15 protein-coding genes are annotated in these 15,154 nt (G+C 65.4%); 14 read left to right on the top strand and 1 reads right to left on the bottom strand.

Translation table 11 applies throughout. From position 1 onward, the window contains the following. Window positions 1–7: 7 nt before the first annotated feature. Window positions 8–1,636, bottom strand: a complete 1,629-nt coding sequence (locus IVB45_RS11850; protein ID WP_247359878.1) for a helicase HerA-like domain-containing protein — start codon at window positions 1,634–1,636, stop codon at window positions 8–10. Window positions 1,637–1,982: 346 nt separating this feature from the next. Between IVB45_RS11850 and IVB45_RS11845 the strand changes: the two genes are divergently transcribed. From IVB45_RS11845 to IVB45_RS11780, 14 genes are all read left to right on the top strand, one after another. Next, the gene (locus IVB45_RS11845) at window positions 1,983–2,348 is read left to right on the top strand and encodes a DUF2267 domain-containing protein (protein WP_247359879.1); all 366 of its coding nucleotides are present in this window, start codon (window positions 1,983–1,985) and stop codon (window positions 2,346–2,348) included. 26 nt (window positions 2,349–2,374) lie between these two features. Further along, window positions 2,375–2,782: a DUF4332 domain-containing protein gene (locus IVB45_RS11840; protein WP_007608193.1), complete on the top strand. Its 408-nt coding sequence runs from the start codon at window positions 2,375–2,377 to the stop codon at window positions 2,780–2,782. 234 nt (window positions 2,783–3,016) lie between these two features. After that, complete coding sequence (folP, locus tag IVB45_RS11835) at window positions 3,017–3,877, top strand: dihydropteroate synthase (protein ID WP_247359880.1); 861 nt, start codon at window positions 3,017–3,019, stop codon at window positions 3,875–3,877. Next, on the top strand, window positions 3,874–4,242 hold the full coding sequence (gene folB, locus IVB45_RS11830; protein WP_027516901.1) for a dihydroneopterin aldolase: 369 nt from the start codon (window positions 3,874–3,876) through the stop codon (window positions 4,240–4,242). The genes folP and folB overlap by 4 nt, the downstream gene beginning before the upstream one ends. A gap of 1 nt (window position 4,243) precedes the next feature. Continuing rightward, window positions 4,244–4,735, top strand: coding sequence for a 2-amino-4-hydroxy-6-hydroxymethyldihydropteridine diphosphokinase (gene folK / locus IVB45_RS11825; RefSeq protein ID WP_247359881.1), 492 nt, complete (start codon window positions 4,244–4,246; stop codon window positions 4,733–4,735). A gap of 82 nt (window positions 4,736–4,817) precedes the next feature. Further along, window positions 4,818–6,689: a methylmalonyl-CoA mutase subunit beta gene (locus IVB45_RS11820; RefSeq protein WP_247359882.1), complete on the top strand. Its 1,872-nt coding sequence runs from the start codon at window positions 4,818–4,820 to the stop codon at window positions 6,687–6,689. Then, window positions 6,686–7,150: a GFA family protein gene (locus tag IVB45_RS11815; protein ID WP_247288748.1), complete on the top strand. Its 465-nt coding sequence runs from the start codon at window positions 6,686–6,688 to the stop codon at window positions 7,148–7,150. The genes IVB45_RS11820 and IVB45_RS11815 overlap by 4 nt, the downstream gene beginning before the upstream one ends. Before the next feature lie 23 nt (window positions 7,151–7,173). Then, window positions 7,174–9,330: a methylmalonyl-CoA mutase gene (gene scpA, locus IVB45_RS11810; protein WP_247359883.1), complete on the top strand. Its 2,157-nt coding sequence runs from the start codon at window positions 7,174–7,176 to the stop codon at window positions 9,328–9,330. A gap of 53 nt (window positions 9,331–9,383) precedes the next feature. Continuing rightward, window positions 9,384–10,154 carry an RsiV family protein gene (locus IVB45_RS11805; RefSeq protein ID WP_247360159.1) on the top strand — a complete coding sequence of 257 codons (771 nt, stop codon included), beginning with the start codon at window positions 9,384–9,386 and terminating at the stop codon, window positions 10,152–10,154. A gap of 129 nt (window positions 10,155–10,283) precedes the next feature. After that, window positions 10,284–11,276, top strand: a complete 993-nt coding sequence (locus tag IVB45_RS11800) for a tripartite tricarboxylate transporter substrate binding protein (RefSeq protein ID WP_247359884.1) — start codon at window positions 10,284–10,286, stop codon at window positions 11,274–11,276. An 89-nt stretch (window positions 11,277–11,365) separates the two neighbouring features. Then, window positions 11,366–11,860, top strand: a complete 495-nt coding sequence (locus tag IVB45_RS11795) for a tripartite tricarboxylate transporter TctB family protein (RefSeq protein ID WP_247359885.1) — start codon at window positions 11,366–11,368, stop codon at window positions 11,858–11,860. A 4-nt stretch (window positions 11,861–11,864) separates the two neighbouring features. Further along, window positions 11,865–13,379 carry a tripartite tricarboxylate transporter permease gene (locus tag IVB45_RS11790; RefSeq protein WP_027569048.1) on the top strand — a complete coding sequence of 505 codons (1,515 nt, stop codon included), beginning with the start codon at window positions 11,865–11,867 and terminating at the stop codon, window positions 13,377–13,379. Window positions 13,380–13,430: 51 nt separating this feature from the next. Further along, a complete protein-coding gene (gene meaB, locus IVB45_RS11785; RefSeq protein ID WP_247359886.1) occupies window positions 13,431–14,420 on the top strand; it encodes a methylmalonyl Co-A mutase-associated GTPase MeaB in 990 nt (329 codons plus the stop codon). After that, window positions 14,417–15,070 carry a pyroglutamyl-peptidase I gene (locus IVB45_RS11780; protein ID WP_247359887.1) on the top strand — a complete coding sequence of 218 codons (654 nt, stop codon included), beginning with the start codon at window positions 14,417–14,419 and terminating at the stop codon, window positions 15,068–15,070. Before meaB ends, IVB45_RS11780 begins: the two co-directional genes overlap by 4 nt. The last annotated feature ends 84 nt before the right edge of the window (window positions 15,071–15,154 follow it).

The following is a 15,154-nucleotide window of genomic DNA, read 5'->3' as shown; positions in this document are numbered from 1 at the left end:
TTTCTGCCTACCTGCGCAGCAAGCCGCCGAGCGCGCCGCGGACCAGCGTGCGGCCGATCGAGCCACCAAGCTGGCCGGCGACCGACTTGCCGATATTGGCGGCCATCCCCCCGATCACCTGATTGGTGACCGATCGGGTCATGTCGCGCGCGATGACCTGCCCCGTCGAGAGGCGGCCGCGCTTGACGTTGGTACCGAAGATGGTGCCGACGATCGAGCCGATCTGGCCGAGGATGCCGCCGCCTCCATTTCCGCCAGCCGCGCCTGGATCGGCAGTCGCAGCCGTGCCGGCAATGCGCTTCTGGATCATCTCGTAGGCGGACTCCGCATCGACGGCGGTGTCGTATTTGCCCTTCACCGGGCTTGCATCCATGATCGCCTTGCGCTCTTCCGGCGTGATCGGTCCGATCCGGGCCGATGGCGGCCGGATCATCACTCGCTCGACCATCGCCGGCGTGCCGTTGCCTTCGAGAAAGGACACCAGCGCCTCGCCCTTGCCGAGCTCCATGATCACCTTGGCAGTGTCGAGCTTCGGGTTGGGCCGGAAGGTCTGGGCCGCGGCGGCGACCGCCTTCTGGTCGCGTGGGGTGAAGGCGCGGAGCGCGTGCTGCACCCGGTTGCCCAATTGTCCGAGCACGCGGTCGGGCACGTCGACCGGGTTTTGCGTGACGAAATAAACGCCGACGCCTTTGGAGCGGATCAGGCGCACCACCTGCTCGATCTTGTCCATCAGCGCCTTGGGCGCGTCGTTGAACAGCAGATGCGCTTCGTCGAAGAAGAAGACCAGCTTCGGCTTGGGCAGGTCACCGGCCTCGGGCAGCTCTTCGAACAGCTCCGACAGCATCCACAGCAGGAATGTCGCGTAAAGCCGTGGGCTCTGCAGCAGCTTGTCGGCGACGAGGATGTTGACCATGCCGCGGCCGTCGCGGTCGGTCTTCATGAAGTCTTTCAGCGTCAGCGCCGGCTCGCCGAAGAATTTGGTGGCGCCCTGATTCTCCAGCACCAGAAGCTGGCGCTGGATGGTGCCGACAGTGGCCTTGGTGACGTTACCAAAACCCTGCGCCGCCTTCTTGATCTCGGCAAGCGGACTCTCCTCGGCATCCGCCCCCTTCTTGCCGGCGTCGGGCACGATGGCATCGAGCAGCGCGCGCAGATCCTTCATGTCGATCAGCGTCAGCCCGTTGTCGTCGGCGACGCGGAAGGCGACGTTGAGCACGCCTTCCTGCACATCGTTCAGGTCGAGCATACGTGCGAGCAGCAGCGGGCCCATTTCCGTGACGGTCGCCCGCACCGGGTGGCCCTGCTCGCCGAACACGTCCCAGAACACCGTCGAGAACTGGTCGGGCTGGAACGTCAGTCCCATCTCGGTGGCGCGCTTGACGATGAAATCTTTGGCTTCGCCGACTTCGGAGATGCCTGAGAGGTCGCCCTTGATGTCGGCCGCGAACACTGGAACACCAGCGCGCGCAAATCCTTCTGCCATCACTTGCAGCGAGACCGTCTTGCCGGTTCCGGTTGCACCCGTGACGAGGCCGTGGCGATTGGCGAACGCCAGCGTCAGCCATGCCTGCTCGCTTCCTTTACCGACGAAGATCTTGTCGTCGGTATCACCGAGCTTGCTGTCCTGTGCGGTCATTATGCCCTGATCTCTCTGCCTTGTTTCGCATATCGAAACTCGAATGCACCAGTTCCGTAGTTTAACGCATATCGCGCGCTGATTGAAACCATTCAACGCGCTCCGGGCATGCGACATGGTCGGAAACATGCGAGTGACATCCGCCGAAAGTAGGAACGACGCATTCGCATCGCGGCATTTTTCTGCCGATTTCATCTCCGCCCTTGCATCGCTGCAACACTTCTCGCGCGTTCGAGAATGAATCGGAACGTTGACGGCGTTCATCGCTTGTATTTCACATCACACCGGCTCAAGATCATTTTCGAAAGCAATACTCCGGCATGTGAACCGGCTGAGGGGCGGCCATATGGACGAGCTGATCGGGCGGCTGGCGACAAACGCCAGCATAGATGGTGCTGTCGCTGAAAAGACCGTCGGCATTATCCTGGGCTTCCTCCGCAACGAGGGTCCTTCCGACAGCGTCCAGGTCCTGATCGACCAAATTCCAGGTGCAGAAGCGGCAATCGAGGCGTCCCGCAGCGGCGCAGGACTGTCGCGGCTGATGGGCGGCGGCCTGATGGCGGTCGGCACGCGCCTGATGGGCCTGGGACTTGGCATGTCCGAGATTCAGAACATCGCCCGTGAACTTTTTCGCTTCGGCCGAGACAAAATCGGAGCGGATCAGATGGGCAAGATCATCGCGGGGACCCCGGGCCTCAGCCAGTTCGCCTGACGCCTGCGCATTTCACATCGAGTATCATGACATATCCGATCTCCGAGATTGAGGGCCTGTCGGCCTTTGCCGCCAACAAGTTGAAGGCGCAGGGTATCCGCACCACCGATGCGTTGCTCGAGGCGGCTTCGACCGTGAAGGGCCGCAAGGCGCTCTCCGCCAAGACCGGCATCAGCGAGCAGTTGCTGCTGGAATGGGCCAACGTCTCCGACTACATGCGCATCCCCGGCATGGGCCGGGCCAAGGTCGGCCTGGTCCGCGCCGCCGGCGTCACCACCGTGCGCGAGCTCGCCTACCGAAATCCGGCAAGGCTGGCCCAGAGCATGCGGGATGCCAACGAGAAGAAAAAGCTCCTCCGCATCCTGCCCTCGGAAAAGTCGGTCGGCGACATCATCGCCAAGGCGAAAAAGCTGCCGCCGAAGATTTCGTATTGATCCGGGGACAAGGCTGGGCAGATAGAGCACCGCTCCTTCCCGCTCGTCATTACGAGCGCAGCGAAGCAATCCAGAGTCCCTCCGCAGCGGCAGCCTGGATTGCTTCGCTGCGCTCGTAATGACGGAGCGTGGCAAGAGCATCGCGCCCTCACCGGCCCCGGAGTGCATTGGGCGACTGGATCGCCCCCCAATCCCGCCTTGAATCCCCCCTCCCCGACCGCTAAAGCGGGCCGCATGAATGCCTCGCCCTCTCCATCCGTCCCGGCGGCCGGTTCAGTCGGGCCTGACGTGCTGCGGACGCTGCTGGAGCGGCCGATCCCGGCGGTCATGGGCGTGCTCAACGTCACTCCGGATTCATTCTCCGACGGCGGCGAATTCATCGCGCCCGAGCAGGCGCTCGCGCGGGCACGGGCGATGATCGAGGCCGGGGTCGACATCATCGATATCGGTGCCGAGTCCACCCGGCCCTACAAGGGCGCTCGGCCGGTCACGGCGCAAGACGAGCTGGCGCGGCTGCGGCCGGTGCTATCGGAGATCGTGGCGCTCGGTGTGCCCGTCTCGATCGACAGCATGAAGGCGGAAGTGGTGGCCTTCGCGCTCGATCAGGGCGCGGCGATTGCAAACGACGTCTGGGGCCTGCAGCGCGATGCCGCCATGGCGCCGCTGATTGGCGCGAGAAGCGCCCCCGTCATCGTCATGCACAACCGCGACAGCGTCGATCCCGCCATCGATATCGTCGTGGACATGAAAGCGTTTTTCCTGCGTTCGCTGGAGATCGCGGCAAAAGCCGGCATCGCCCGCGACAAGATCGTGCTCGATCCCGGCATCGGCTTCGGCAAGACAGCCGAACAGAGCATGATTGCGCTGGCGCGACTTCGCGAGCTCGACATGTTTGGCCTGCCGATCCTCGTTGGTGCCTCGCGAAAACGCTTCATCGCCTCGGTGTCGCCGTCGGGGCCGACAGAGCGGCTCGCCGGCTCGATCGCCGCGCATCTGATCGCCGCGCAGCGCGGCGCGAAAATCATCCGGACACACGACGTCGCCGAGACCTTGCAGGCCCTGCGAGTGGCGCACGCAATCGAGAGCAAGCCATGACCGATACGATCTTCGTGAGCGGCCTGTCGATCCATGCCCGCCACGGCGTGATGGAGCACGAGACCGAGGTCGGCCAGCGTTTTGTCATCGACCTCGAGCTCTATACCGACCTGTCGGAGCCGTCGCGCAGCGACCGGCTCGCCGACACCGTGTCTTACGCCGACGTCGTGGCGACGACCACCGCGGCCTTCAAGAACACCAATTACAAGCTGCTGGAGCGCGCGGCCGGCGCGGTCGCCGATGCCATCCTCTCGCACTTCCCGCGTATCCGCGCCGTGAAGATCACCGTGCACAAGCCGCATGCGCCGATCGCCGCGATCTTCGACGACGTCGGAATCATGCTGACGCGTTCGCGGCACCCCTGACATGGCAAGCGTTCTGATCGCGCTCGGCGGCAATGTCGGCGATGTCCGCGCGACGTTCCAGAAGGCGATCGCCCATATCTGCGGCATGGCCCAGGCTGCGTTGATCGCGCGCTCGTCGGACTATGCAACGCCGCCCTGGGGCGACGAGGACCAGGCTCCCTTCATCAACGCCTGCGTCGAGATCGACACCAGCCTCGATCCGCATGCACTGCTGTTCGTGATGCAGAAGGTCGAGCAGAAATTCGGCCGCTCGCGCGATAAGGAGCGGCGCTGGGGCCCGCGCACGCTCGATCTCGACATGATCGCCTATGACGATGTGTCGATGCAGAAGCCCGATCTGACCCTGCCGCATCCGCGCCTGTTCGAGCGCGCCTTTGTGCTGGTGCCGCTGGCCGAGATCGCGCCCGACCGCGTGATCGCAGGCATTCGTGTCCGTGACGGTCTCGCCAGCGTCTCGACACAAGGCATTGAGCGGCTTCCGGATACCGGTTAACCAAAAACAACCGTTTGCAGGGACGGCCGGCCGTGGCAATTTCGCCTGCGAACAACAAGATTTTTCGGGAGCCCTTCGCCGCATGACCTCCGCGACTGACGACCTGCCGCTGGCGGCGGATTTTCCCAAAGCGACCGTCGACGACTGGCGCAAGCTGGTCGATGGCGTGCTGAAGGGCGCGCCATTCGAGAAGCTGGTCGCCAAGACCTATGACGGAATCAGGATCGATCCGCTCTATCCGCGCGCCAAAGGCGTTGCGCCCGTGGTGGGACGGCCGGCGGCGGCGCCCTGGCAGATCATGCAGCGGATCGACCATCCCGATGCAAGTGCGGCGAATGCACAGGCACTGACCGATCTCGAAAATGGCGCGACAGGGCTTGCGCTGGTGTTCGCCGGCGGCAATGCCGCTCACGGTTTCGGGCTGGAACCGACCGCAGACGCAATCGCGAAGATCTTGAAGGATATCCATCTCGACGCCGGCATCGGGCTGGAGCTCGAGATCGGTCCGCAATCGCGGATGGCGGCGATCCACGTCGCGGAATATGTGAAGAGCAACGGCATCGATCCCGCGGCCTGTGACATCCGCTTCGGGCTCGACCCGCTCGCGGCCGGCGCGGTGTGGGGCCACAGCCCCTATACCTGGGACGAGATCGTTCCGGCCGTCACCGGCGGCATCAAGGGCCTCGCCGCGCTCGGCTTCAAGGGACCGTTCGCATCAGCCGACGGACGCGTCGTCCACGATGCCGGTGGCTCGGAGGTGCAGGAGCTCGCCTTCGTGCTCGCCTGCGGCATCGCCTATTTGCGCGCGATCGAGGGCGCGGGCGTTCCGCTGGAGCAGGCGCAAGGCATGGTCTATGCGCGGCTTGCCGCGGATGCAGATCAGTTCCTCACCATGGCAAAATTCCGCGCCTTGCGGCTGCTGTGGGCGCGCATCGAGACGGCGTGCGGGCTCATGCCAAAACCGCTGTTCATCGCCGCCGATACCGCCTGGCGCATGCTGACGCAACGCGATCCCTATGTGAACATGCTGCGCGCGACCATAGCGACGTTTGCGGCCGGACTCGCCGGCGCGAACGCGATCACCGTGCTGCCGCATACGCTGGCGCTCGGCCTGCCCGATCCGTTCGCGCGGCGCGTGGCGCGCAATACGCAGCTCGTGCTGCTGGAAGAGAGCAATCTCGCCAAGGTCAGCGATCCCGCGGCAGGCGCAGGCGGCATCGAGACGTTGACGGGCCAGCTCTGCGACGCCGCCTGGGCGCTATTCCAGGAGAGCGAGAAAGCCGGCGGCGCCTTCTCTGCGCTTCAGCAGGGCCTGTTCCAGAGCAAGGTCGCGGCCGCGCGAAAAGCCCGCGACGCCAACATCGCAAAACGCCGCGACGTGCTGACCGGCGCCAGCGAGTTTCCGAACCTGCACGAGAACGAGACGATGGTGCTGAAGGCGACGCCGATCGCGCTGGCGCCTTATGGCGAGCAAAAATACAAGTTCGACGCGCTGCCGCCGATCCGGCTGGCGGAACCGTTCGAGGCACTGCGCGACAAATCCGATGCGGCGTTGAAGGCACACGGCGCGCGGCCGAAAGTGTTCTTGGCCAATCTCGGCACGCCCGCCGATTTCACGGCGCGCGCGACCTTTGCCAAGAGCTTGTTTGAGACCGGCGGCATCCAGGCCGTCGACAGCCAGGGCTTCGCCGATCCGGCCCAGTTGGCTGCCGCCTTCAAGTCCTCCGGTGCCGGGCTCGCCTGCCTTTGTTCCAGCGACAAGGTCAATGCGGAACACGCCGAAGCCGCGGCGCAGGCCCTGCAAACCGCCGGCGCCCGACTTATCTATCTGGCAGGCCGCCCGACCGATGCCGAGGCGGCGCTGCGTGCAGCCGGCGTCACCGGTTTTGTCTTCGCCGGGGGCGACGCGCTTGCGACATTGCAAGACACGTATCGACGGATGGAGCAGCCATGACGGAAGCAGGCAAACCCGTTCTCACCGGCGGCTGCCAATGCGGGGCAGTGCGCTTTGGAGTCACGACGGCGCCGAACAGGGTTTCGATCTGCCACTGCCGGATGTGCCAGAAAGCCAGCGGCGCGCCGTTCGCCTCTTTTGCCGACATCAACAAGACGGACTTTGCATGGACCAAGGGCAAGCCGTCGTTCTTCCGCTCCTCCTCCATCGCCGAGCGCGGCTTTTGCGCCGCCTGCGGCACGCCGCTAAGCTTTGGCCGCATCGACGGCGACCGGATCGAGATCATGACCGGCGCGTTCGACCGCCCCGATCACGTGGTGCCGACGCGGCAGTTCGGTTCCGAGTCCCGTCTCGGCTGGGTGGTCGGGATCGCCAATCTACCAAGCCAGACCACGCAGCAAAATTACGGGCCGGAGAAGATGGCAACCATCGTCAGCCATCAGCATCCCGACCATGATTGAGCGCCCATGATATGGTTGAAACCATGAGCCGCATTCCTGATTTCGCAGACATCGCCTTCGAGCGCACCACAAGCGCCGCGCCATCAGGCAGCGCCGAGCCGTGGCTGACGCCCGAGGGCATTCTGGTGAAGCCCGCTTATGGCGAGGCCGACCTCGCCGGCCTCGACTTCCTCGAGACCTATCCGGGCATGCCGCCTTATCTGCGCGGCCCCTACCCGACCATGTACGTCAACCAGCCCTGGACCGTCAGGCAATATGCCGGCTTCTCCACGGCGGAGGATTCCAATGCGTTCTACCGCCGCAACCTCGCGGCCGGACAGAAGGGCCTCTCGGTCGCGTTCGATCTCGCCACCCATCGCGGCTATGACAGCGACCATCCGCGCGTCGGCGGCGACGTCGGCATGGCCGGCGTTGCCATCGATTCCATCTACGACATGCGCACGCTGTTTGCGGGCATTCCGCTCGACCAGATGAGCGTGTCCATGACCATGAACGGCGCGGTGCTGCCGATCCTCGCGCTCTACGTTGCTGCTGCCGAGGAACAGGGTGTGCCGCCGGAGAAGCTCTCAGGGACCATTCAGAACGACATTCTGAAAGAGTTCATGGTGCGCAACACCTACATCTATCCGCCCGCGCCCTCGATGCGGATCATCTCGGACATCTTCGCCTACACCTCGCAGAAGATGCCGAAATACAATTCGATCTCGATCTCCGGCTATCACATGCAGGAGGCCGGGGCGACGCAGGACCTCGAGCTCGCCTATACGCTCGCCGACGGCGTCGAATATCTTCGTGCCGGCCTTGCGGCGGGCCTCGATGTCGACCGCTTCGCGCCGCGGCTGTCGTTCTTCTGGGCGACCGGGATGAACTTCTTCATGGAAGTGGCCAAGATGCGCGCCGCGCGGCTGCTCTGGGCGAAGCTGCTCAAGCCCTTCAATCCGAAGGATCCACGCTCGCTGTCACTGCGCACGCATTGCCAGACATCCGGCTGGTCGCTGACCGCGCAGGACGTCTTCAACAACGTGATGCGCACGACGGTGGAAGCGATGGCGGCGACGCAGGGCCACACCCAGTCGCTGCACACCAACGCGCTCGACGAGGCGCTCGCTTTGCCGACCGACTTTTCGGCGCGCATTGCCCGCAACACGCAGCTCTTCCTGCAGCAGGAGAGCGGCACCACCCGCATCATCGATCCCTGGGGCGGCTCGTATTATGTCGAGCGGCTGACACGCGACCTCGCCGCCAAGGCCTGGAGCCACATCCAGGAGGTCGAGGAGCTCGGGGGCATGGCCAAGGCGATCGAGGCCGGCGTACCGAAGCTGCGCATCGAGGAAGCCTCCGCCAAGACCCAGGCCCGCATCGATGCCGGCAAGCAGGCGGTGATCGGGGTCAACAAATACAAGCCGACGGACGAAGCTCCGATCGATATCCTCAAGGTCGACAATACCAATGTCCGCCGGCTCCAGATCGACAAGCTGACGCGGCTGAAGTCCGAACGCAACCAGAAGGAGGTCGAGGCCGCGCTCGCCGCGCTGACGCGCTCGGCCGGCGAAGGCAACGGCAATCTGCTCGCGCTCGCCATTGATGCCGCGCGCGCGAAGGCAACCGTCGGCGAGATCTCGGACGCGATGGAAAAAGTGTTCGGCCGGCACCGCGCCGAGATCAAATTCATCACCGGCGTCTACAAGCGGGAGGCGTCCAGCATGGGTAACCGGGTCGAGAAGGTTCAGGCGCTGATCGATGCCTTCGAGGAGGCGGAAGGCCGCCGCCCGCGCATCCTGGTCGCAAAAATCGGCCAGGACGGCCACGACCGCGGCCAGAAGGTGATCGCGTCGGCCTTCGCCGATATCGGCTTCGATGTCGACATCGGGCCGCTGTTCGCGACTGCCGACGAAGCCGCGCGCCAGGCGGTCGAGAACGACGTCCACATCCTCGGCGTCTCCTCGCTCGCGGCCGCCCATCTCACCGCCGTGCCGGAGCTGAAGGCCGCGCTGAAGAAGCAGGGCCGCGACGACATCATGATCATCGTTGGCGGCGTGGTGCCGCCACAGGATTACGACGCGCTCTACGCGGCCGGCGCCGAAGCGATCTTCCCACCGGGCACGGTGATTGCGGACGCGGCCGAGGAGCTGATCCGCAAGCTGAACGCCCGTCTCGGGCATAGCGAGGCGGCGGAGTAGGTCGCCATCGCTCTTTGAAAGGACAGTGCGTGATATTTTCAGCGCCAGCCTTCATGCGCGCGCTAATCGTGGTCGCAGCCTGCAGCGCGTTGTTGGCTACCGCCCATGCCGCCAACCCCAAGCCCGACGCGGTCATCAAGACCAAGAGCATCGAGGCTCGCGTCTTCCTCGACGACAAGGTCAAGGTCGATGCGGCGTTGGCGGCCGATTGCCTGACTGAAGGCAGGAAGTGGCTCGATAAGAACGCGGCAGAAGCCGCCGCCTCGCGCAAAGAGGATCCGCAGTTCTTCAAGGAAGGCGGCTGGGACTTTGAGCGCAAATATGCGGTCCGCTCCGTCGTCGCCGACCGCTATGTCAGCATTCTCCGCAACGACTACATGGACACCCACGGCGCCCATCCCAATTCCGACGTGAACACGGTCCTGTGGGACAGGGCGGAGAACAAGCGCATCTCCATCCGCCCGTTCTTCACCGAGACCGCCGACAACGGCCCGGCCATGAAGGCGATGGTGAAGGCGGTGATCGCCTCACTGAAAACCGAGAAGAAGAAGCGCGGCGCCGGCGAGACCGCGACCGACGAGTGGTTTAAGGAGCTCGCACCGAGCCTGCTCAAGATCGGCGCGGTGACGCTCGCGCCTTCAACCGATGCGGGCAAGAGTTCCGGCCTCACTTTCCACTACCCACCCTACGCAGTCGGCCCCTACGCCGAGGGCGAATATGTCGCGTTCGTGCCGTGGGAAGCGCTGAAGCCCTATCTCACCGCGGAAGGCACTCGCATCTTCGGCGGCTCGCGGCCGAAGAGTGACGCGGACGAGCCGCAATGATCGTGTTGAGCAGCGACAGCTTGCTCGCAGAGCGCTGGTAGCGCTGCCTTGCAGCCGCGCTGCAAAGCCGACTAGAATGTCGCCATTGACAAGAGCGCCTGACGTCATGGGCGCCGTTGGGAGGCATTGATGTCCAAGATTACGCGCCGCAGCTTTGCGGCTTCATCTGCCGCAGTCGCGGCATCCGCCGCATTCGGCCTCACACCCGCACGCGCGCAAGCCTATCCGGCGCGGCCCGTCACCGTGATCGTGCCCTGGGGCGCGGGCGGCGGCACCGACGCGACTGCGCGCATTGTCGCAGCGCTGTTGGAGAAGGATCTCGGCCAGCCCTTCAACGTGGTCAATCGCACCGGCGGCTCCGGCGTCGTCGGCCATACCGCGATCGCGACCGCGCAGCCCGATGGCTACACCATCGGCATGCTCACGGTCGAAATCTCGATGATGCACTGGCAAGGGCTGACCGAACTGGCGCCGAAGAGCTACACCCCGCTGGCGCTGATGAACGAAGATCCCCCCGGCATCCAGGTCTCCTCCTCCTCACCTTACAAGACGGTGAAGGAACTCGCCGAAGCCATCAAGGCGGCCCCTCCCGGCAAGTTCAAGGCCTCCGGCACCGGCCAGGGCGGCATCTGGCATCTCGCGCTGGTCGGCTGGATGCAGGCGATGGGCCTGCCCGCCAACCAGGTCGCCTGGGTGCCGTCGAACGGCGCCGCCCCCGCGATGCAGGACCTCGCCGCCGGCGGCCTCGACCTCACCACCTGCTCAGTGCCGGAAGCCCGCGCCATCATCGAGGCCGGCAAGGCCCGGAGCCTTGCCATCATGGCCCCGGCGCGCAATCCGATCTTCAAGGACGTGCCGACGCTGAAGGAGGCGATGGGCATCGACTACGCGACCGGCGCCTGGCGCGGCATCGCCGGGCCGAAGAACCTGCCGCCGGAGATCGCAACGAAGCTCACCGCGGCGCTGCAGAAGGTCTACGACTCCGCCGAATTCAAGGACTTCATGAGCAATCGCGGCTTCGGCACCGTGTGGGGCGATGCCGGCCAGTTCGCAAGCTTCATGGACAAGGGGGACGCCCAGATGGGCGAAGCGATGAAGGCGGCGGGTCTGAGCAAGGCGTGACCCTGGAATCATTTCCCGACTACACGCGCTGATCGCCTCTCTCTCCTCCCGCGCGGGGAGAGAGAGAATACCTCACATAGGATTCTCCCATGCGTCTTCCCGACTCGGTCACGGGATCGTTTCTCGTCGTGCTCGGCACAGCAGCCGCCTATGGCGGCTGGCTGCTGCCGCCGGTGCCCGGGCAGCCGGTCGGCCCCAACGTATTTCCGCTCGTGATCGGCATTGGGCTTGCGCTGTGCGGGCTCGCGATCGTGTTCGGGATCGGCCACACCTTCGAGGAGGCGGAAGAGCTGATCCCGCTCGAGGCTGGCCAGGCAGCGGCTGCCCCGCCGCCACAGGGAAAGTTGTACAGCCTGCGCGCGCTGCTGCCCCCGGCGCTGCTGCTGTTCTACGTGGTCGCGGCCGACCGGCTCGGCTTCATCATCACCGCGGCGATCATGGTCTACGTCACCTCGACCGCGTTGGGGGCGAAGTGGAAGCTGGCGCTGCCGCTCGCAGCGCTGTCGCCGTTCGCCATCCACCTGATCTTCGGCAAGCTGCTGCGCGTGCCGCTGCCCGCCGGCCTGTTGCCGACGCCCTGGTGACCCCATGCTGAAAACCCTGATTGAAGCGTTCGCACTGATCTCCACCTGGGAGGTCATCATCGCGATGTTCGCAGCCTCGGTGTACGGGCTCGTGATCGGCTCGCTGCCGGGCCTGTCGGCGACGATGGCAACCGCCCTGCTCGTCCCCGTCACCTTCTACCTCTCGCCGATCGCGGCGATTGCGACCATCGTCGCCGCGTCCTCGATGGCGATCTTCTCCGGCGACATTCCCGGCGCGCTGCTGCGCATCCCGGGAACGCCCGCCTCCGCCGCCTATGCGGACGAAGCCTACGCCATGACCCGCAAGGGGCAGGCCGAGCTGGCGCTCGGGGCCGGCGTGTGGTTCTCGGCCGTCGGCGGCATCGCCGGCGTGCTGTCGCTGATGATCCTGGCGCCGCCGCTGGCCGAGATCGCGCTGTCGTTTTCGACCTTCGAGTATTTCTGGCTGGCGCTGCTCGGCCTGATGTGCGCGACGCTGGTGGCGCGCTCCTCGCCGGTAAAGGCAATCGCCGGCATGTTCCTCGGCCTGCTGGTCTCCTGCGTCGGCATCGAGAATCCCGGCGGCGTGCCGCGCTTCACCTTCGGCCTCACCGATCTGTTCGGCGGCATCGAGCCGATCCCCGCGCTGGTGGGCGTGTTCGCGGTGGCCCAGGTGATGCGCGCAATGCTGACCCCCGAGCCGCCGCCGCTGCCGCGGCGCAAATTCGGAAGCATCATGGCCGGCCAGTGGAAGCTGACCAAGAAATACCATTGGCAGATGACGCGCGGAAACATCGTCGGCATCATCATCGGCGTGCTGCCCGGCGCCGGCGCCGACATGGCCGCTTGGGTGTCCTACGCGATGTCGAAGCGCTTCTCCAAGGAACCGGAAAAGTTCGGCACCGGCCATGTCGAAGGCCTGGTCGAGGCCGGCGCCAGCAACAATGCCAGCATCGCCTCGGGCTGGGTGCCATCATTGCTGTTCGGCATCCCCGGCGACACCATCGCGGCGATCGCGATCGGCGTGCTCTACATGAAGGGGCTGAACCCGGGACCGACGCTGTTCACCGAGAAAGCGTCGAGCATGTACGCGATCTATCTGATGTTCATCATCGCAAATATTTTGATGATCCCGCTCGGCATCGCCATGATCCGGGTTGCCGCCTACATCCTGCTGGCACCGCGCTCCGCTATCATGCCGATCATCATGCTGTGCTGCGCGGTCGGCTCGTTCGCGATCGGCAACAACATGTTCGGCGTCGTCACCGTCGCCGCCTTCGGCGTGATCGGCTATGTCATGGAAGCAAACGGCTATCCCGTCGCCGCGATGGTGCTCGGCATCGTCATGGGCACCATGGTCGAGCAGGCTTTCGTCACCTCGCTGATCAAGTCGGACGGCAGCATTTTGCCGTTTTTCGAACGCCCGGTCGCCGCGATCCTCGCCGCCATGGCGATCGGGGCGCTGCTGTGGCCGGTGATGGTCTGGGCGTGGCGGAAGGTGAAACCGGTGCGGACGGGGGTGGCGGCGACATCCCGGTGATATCGGGCGGGCGGCCCTCGCCTGCCCCCCGGGGGCGTTGTAAAGCAGGGCATGGTTGAGAAGAAGCCTTCACTGGACATCAAATCCCTCGCCCACGACCTCCGCGCCGGCAGCCGCGCGGCGCTGGCGCGGGCCATCACGCTGGTCGAGAGCCGGCGCAGCGATCATCAGGCGCTGGCGCGCGAGCTGGTGCAGATGCTCTTGTCCGATACCGGCAGGGCGGTCCGCGTCGGCATCACCGGCTCGCCCGGCGTCGGCAAATCCACCACCATCGACGCGCTCGGCACCCATCTCATCGAGCAAGGCCACAAGGTCGCGGTGCTCGCGGTCGATCCGTCTTCAGCGCGGAGCGGCGGCTCGATCCTCGGCGACAAGACGCGGATGGCCCGCCTGTCGGCCTCCGACGACGCCTTCATCCGGCCCTCGCCGGCCTCGGGCACGCTCGGCGGCGTCGCGGCCAAGACACGCGAGGCGATGCTGCTGTGCGAGGCGGCCGGCTTCGACGTCGTGCTGGTGGAAACGGTCGGCATCGGCCAGTCCGAGACCGCGGTCTGCGACATGACCGATTTCTTCCTGGCCTTGATGCTGCCGGGCGGCGGCGACGAATTGCAGGGCATCAAGAAGGGCCTGGTGGAGCTCGCCGACATGATCGCGATCAACAAGGCCGACGGCGACAATCTCAAGCGCGCCAACATCACCGCCGCCGATTATCGCGGCGCGCTGCATATCCTGACGCCACGCTCCGAGCACTGGCATCCGCCGGTCGAGACCTATTCGGCGCTGACCGGGGACGGCATCGCGAAGATCTGGCAGAAAGTCCTCGATCACCGCAAGGCGATGAATGCATCCGGCGACTTCGCCGCACGGCGGCGTGAGCAGCAGGTGAAATGGATGTGGTCGATGCTGGAGCAGCGCATGCTGGCACGGTTGCGCAGCGAGGCGTCGGTGCGGACCAAGGTCCGGAAGATCGAGACTGAGGTCGCCGACGGCCATCTCACGCCGGCGCTCGCCGCCGAAAAGATCCTGGAGTTGCTGCAATGAGCGCCAAGCTCCGCATTCTCCTCACCGGCTTCGGCCCGTTTCCCGGCGCGCCCTACAATCCGACCCAGCCACTGGTCGCCCGGCTGGCGCAATTGCGCCGACCCGCACTCGACGATGCCGCGATCTCCAGCCACATCTTCCCGGTCACCTATGCTGCGGTAGACCGGCAATTGCCGGAGGTGCTCGCGAAAGAGAAGCCGGATGCGCTGCTGATGTTCGGCCTCGCCGCACGCACACCCTATCTGCGCATCGAGAGCCGCGCGCGCAACGCCGTCACCATGCTCTGGCCCGATGCCGCCAACACCCGCTCAAGCAAGCGCGGCATCGCCGGTAATGCGGACGCGATAACGTTCGGCCCGCACACCGCAAGGCTGCTGCGCGCCGCGCGCCTCACCGGCATCGACGCGCGCCCCTCGCGCGATGCCGGCGCCTATCTCTGCAATTACCTGAGCTGGCGCGCGATCGAAAACGTCAGGGCCGGCGGGCCGCAGCTTGCGGCGTTCATCCATATTCCCCTGCTCGCGCGCAGTGGCGCCGTGCGCCGCAAGGGCGCGCCGCGGATCACGCTGGAGGAACTGGTGGACGCCGGGGAAGCGATGCTGATGGAGATGGTGCAGTTGGCACGGAAGGCTCGGAACACGACTGCGTAAACATTTAACCCTACCGTGAACTATCCTCATGGCCCCAGCCGCGCGGTCCCGTTTTTGCGCTACCTAACCGCTGCGGGCCCCCGC

It is taken from the genome of Bradyrhizobium sp. 4, from assembly GCF_023100905.1.
Lineage (GTDB): Bacteria > Pseudomonadota > Alphaproteobacteria > Rhizobiales > Xanthobacteraceae > Bradyrhizobium.
Note: the sequence above shows the minus strand (reverse complement) of the source record. Positions and strands in the feature narration are given on the sequence as shown.

Coding starts and splice junctions, on each gene's coding strand:
- IVB45_RS11850 (WP_247359878.1), bottom strand. CDS start 1,636: ATGACCGCACAGGACAGCAAGCTCGGTGATACCGACGACAAGATCTTC.
- scpA (WP_247359883.1), top strand. CDS start 7,174: ATGAGCCGCATTCCTGATTTCGCAGACATCGCCTTCGAGCGCACCACA.
- IVB45_RS11805 (WP_247360159.1), top strand. CDS start 9,384: ATGCGCGCGCTAATCGTGGTCGCAGCCTGCAGCGCGTTGTTGGCTACC.
- IVB45_RS11795 (WP_247359885.1), top strand. CDS start 11,366: ATGCGTCTTCCCGACTCGGTCACGGGATCGTTTCTCGTCGTGCTCGGC.
- folP (WP_247359880.1), top strand. CDS start 3,017: ATGAATGCCTCGCCCTCTCCATCCGTCCCGGCGGCCGGTTCAGTCGGG.
- IVB45_RS11815 (WP_247288748.1), top strand. CDS start 6,686: ATGACGGAAGCAGGCAAACCCGTTCTCACCGGCGGCTGCCAATGCGGG.
- IVB45_RS11820 (WP_247359882.1), top strand. CDS start 4,818: ATGACCTCCGCGACTGACGACCTGCCGCTGGCGGCGGATTTTCCCAAA.
- folK (WP_247359881.1), top strand. CDS start 4,244: ATGGCAAGCGTTCTGATCGCGCTCGGCGGCAATGTCGGCGATGTCCGC.
- folB (WP_027516901.1), top strand. CDS start 3,874: ATGACCGATACGATCTTCGTGAGCGGCCTGTCGATCCATGCCCGCCAC.
- IVB45_RS11845 (WP_247359879.1), top strand. CDS start 1,983: ATGGACGAGCTGATCGGGCGGCTGGCGACAAACGCCAGCATAGATGGT.
- IVB45_RS11800 (WP_247359884.1), top strand. CDS start 10,284: ATGTCCAAGATTACGCGCCGCAGCTTTGCGGCTTCATCTGCCGCAGTC.
- IVB45_RS11790 (WP_027569048.1), top strand. CDS start 11,865: ATGCTGAAAACCCTGATTGAAGCGTTCGCACTGATCTCCACCTGGGAG.
- meaB (WP_247359886.1), top strand. CDS start 13,431: ATGGTTGAGAAGAAGCCTTCACTGGACATCAAATCCCTCGCCCACGAC.
- IVB45_RS11840 (WP_007608193.1), top strand. CDS start 2,375: ATGACATATCCGATCTCCGAGATTGAGGGCCTGTCGGCCTTTGCCGCC.
- IVB45_RS11780 (WP_247359887.1), top strand. CDS start 14,417: ATGAGCGCCAAGCTCCGCATTCTCCTCACCGGCTTCGGCCCGTTTCCC.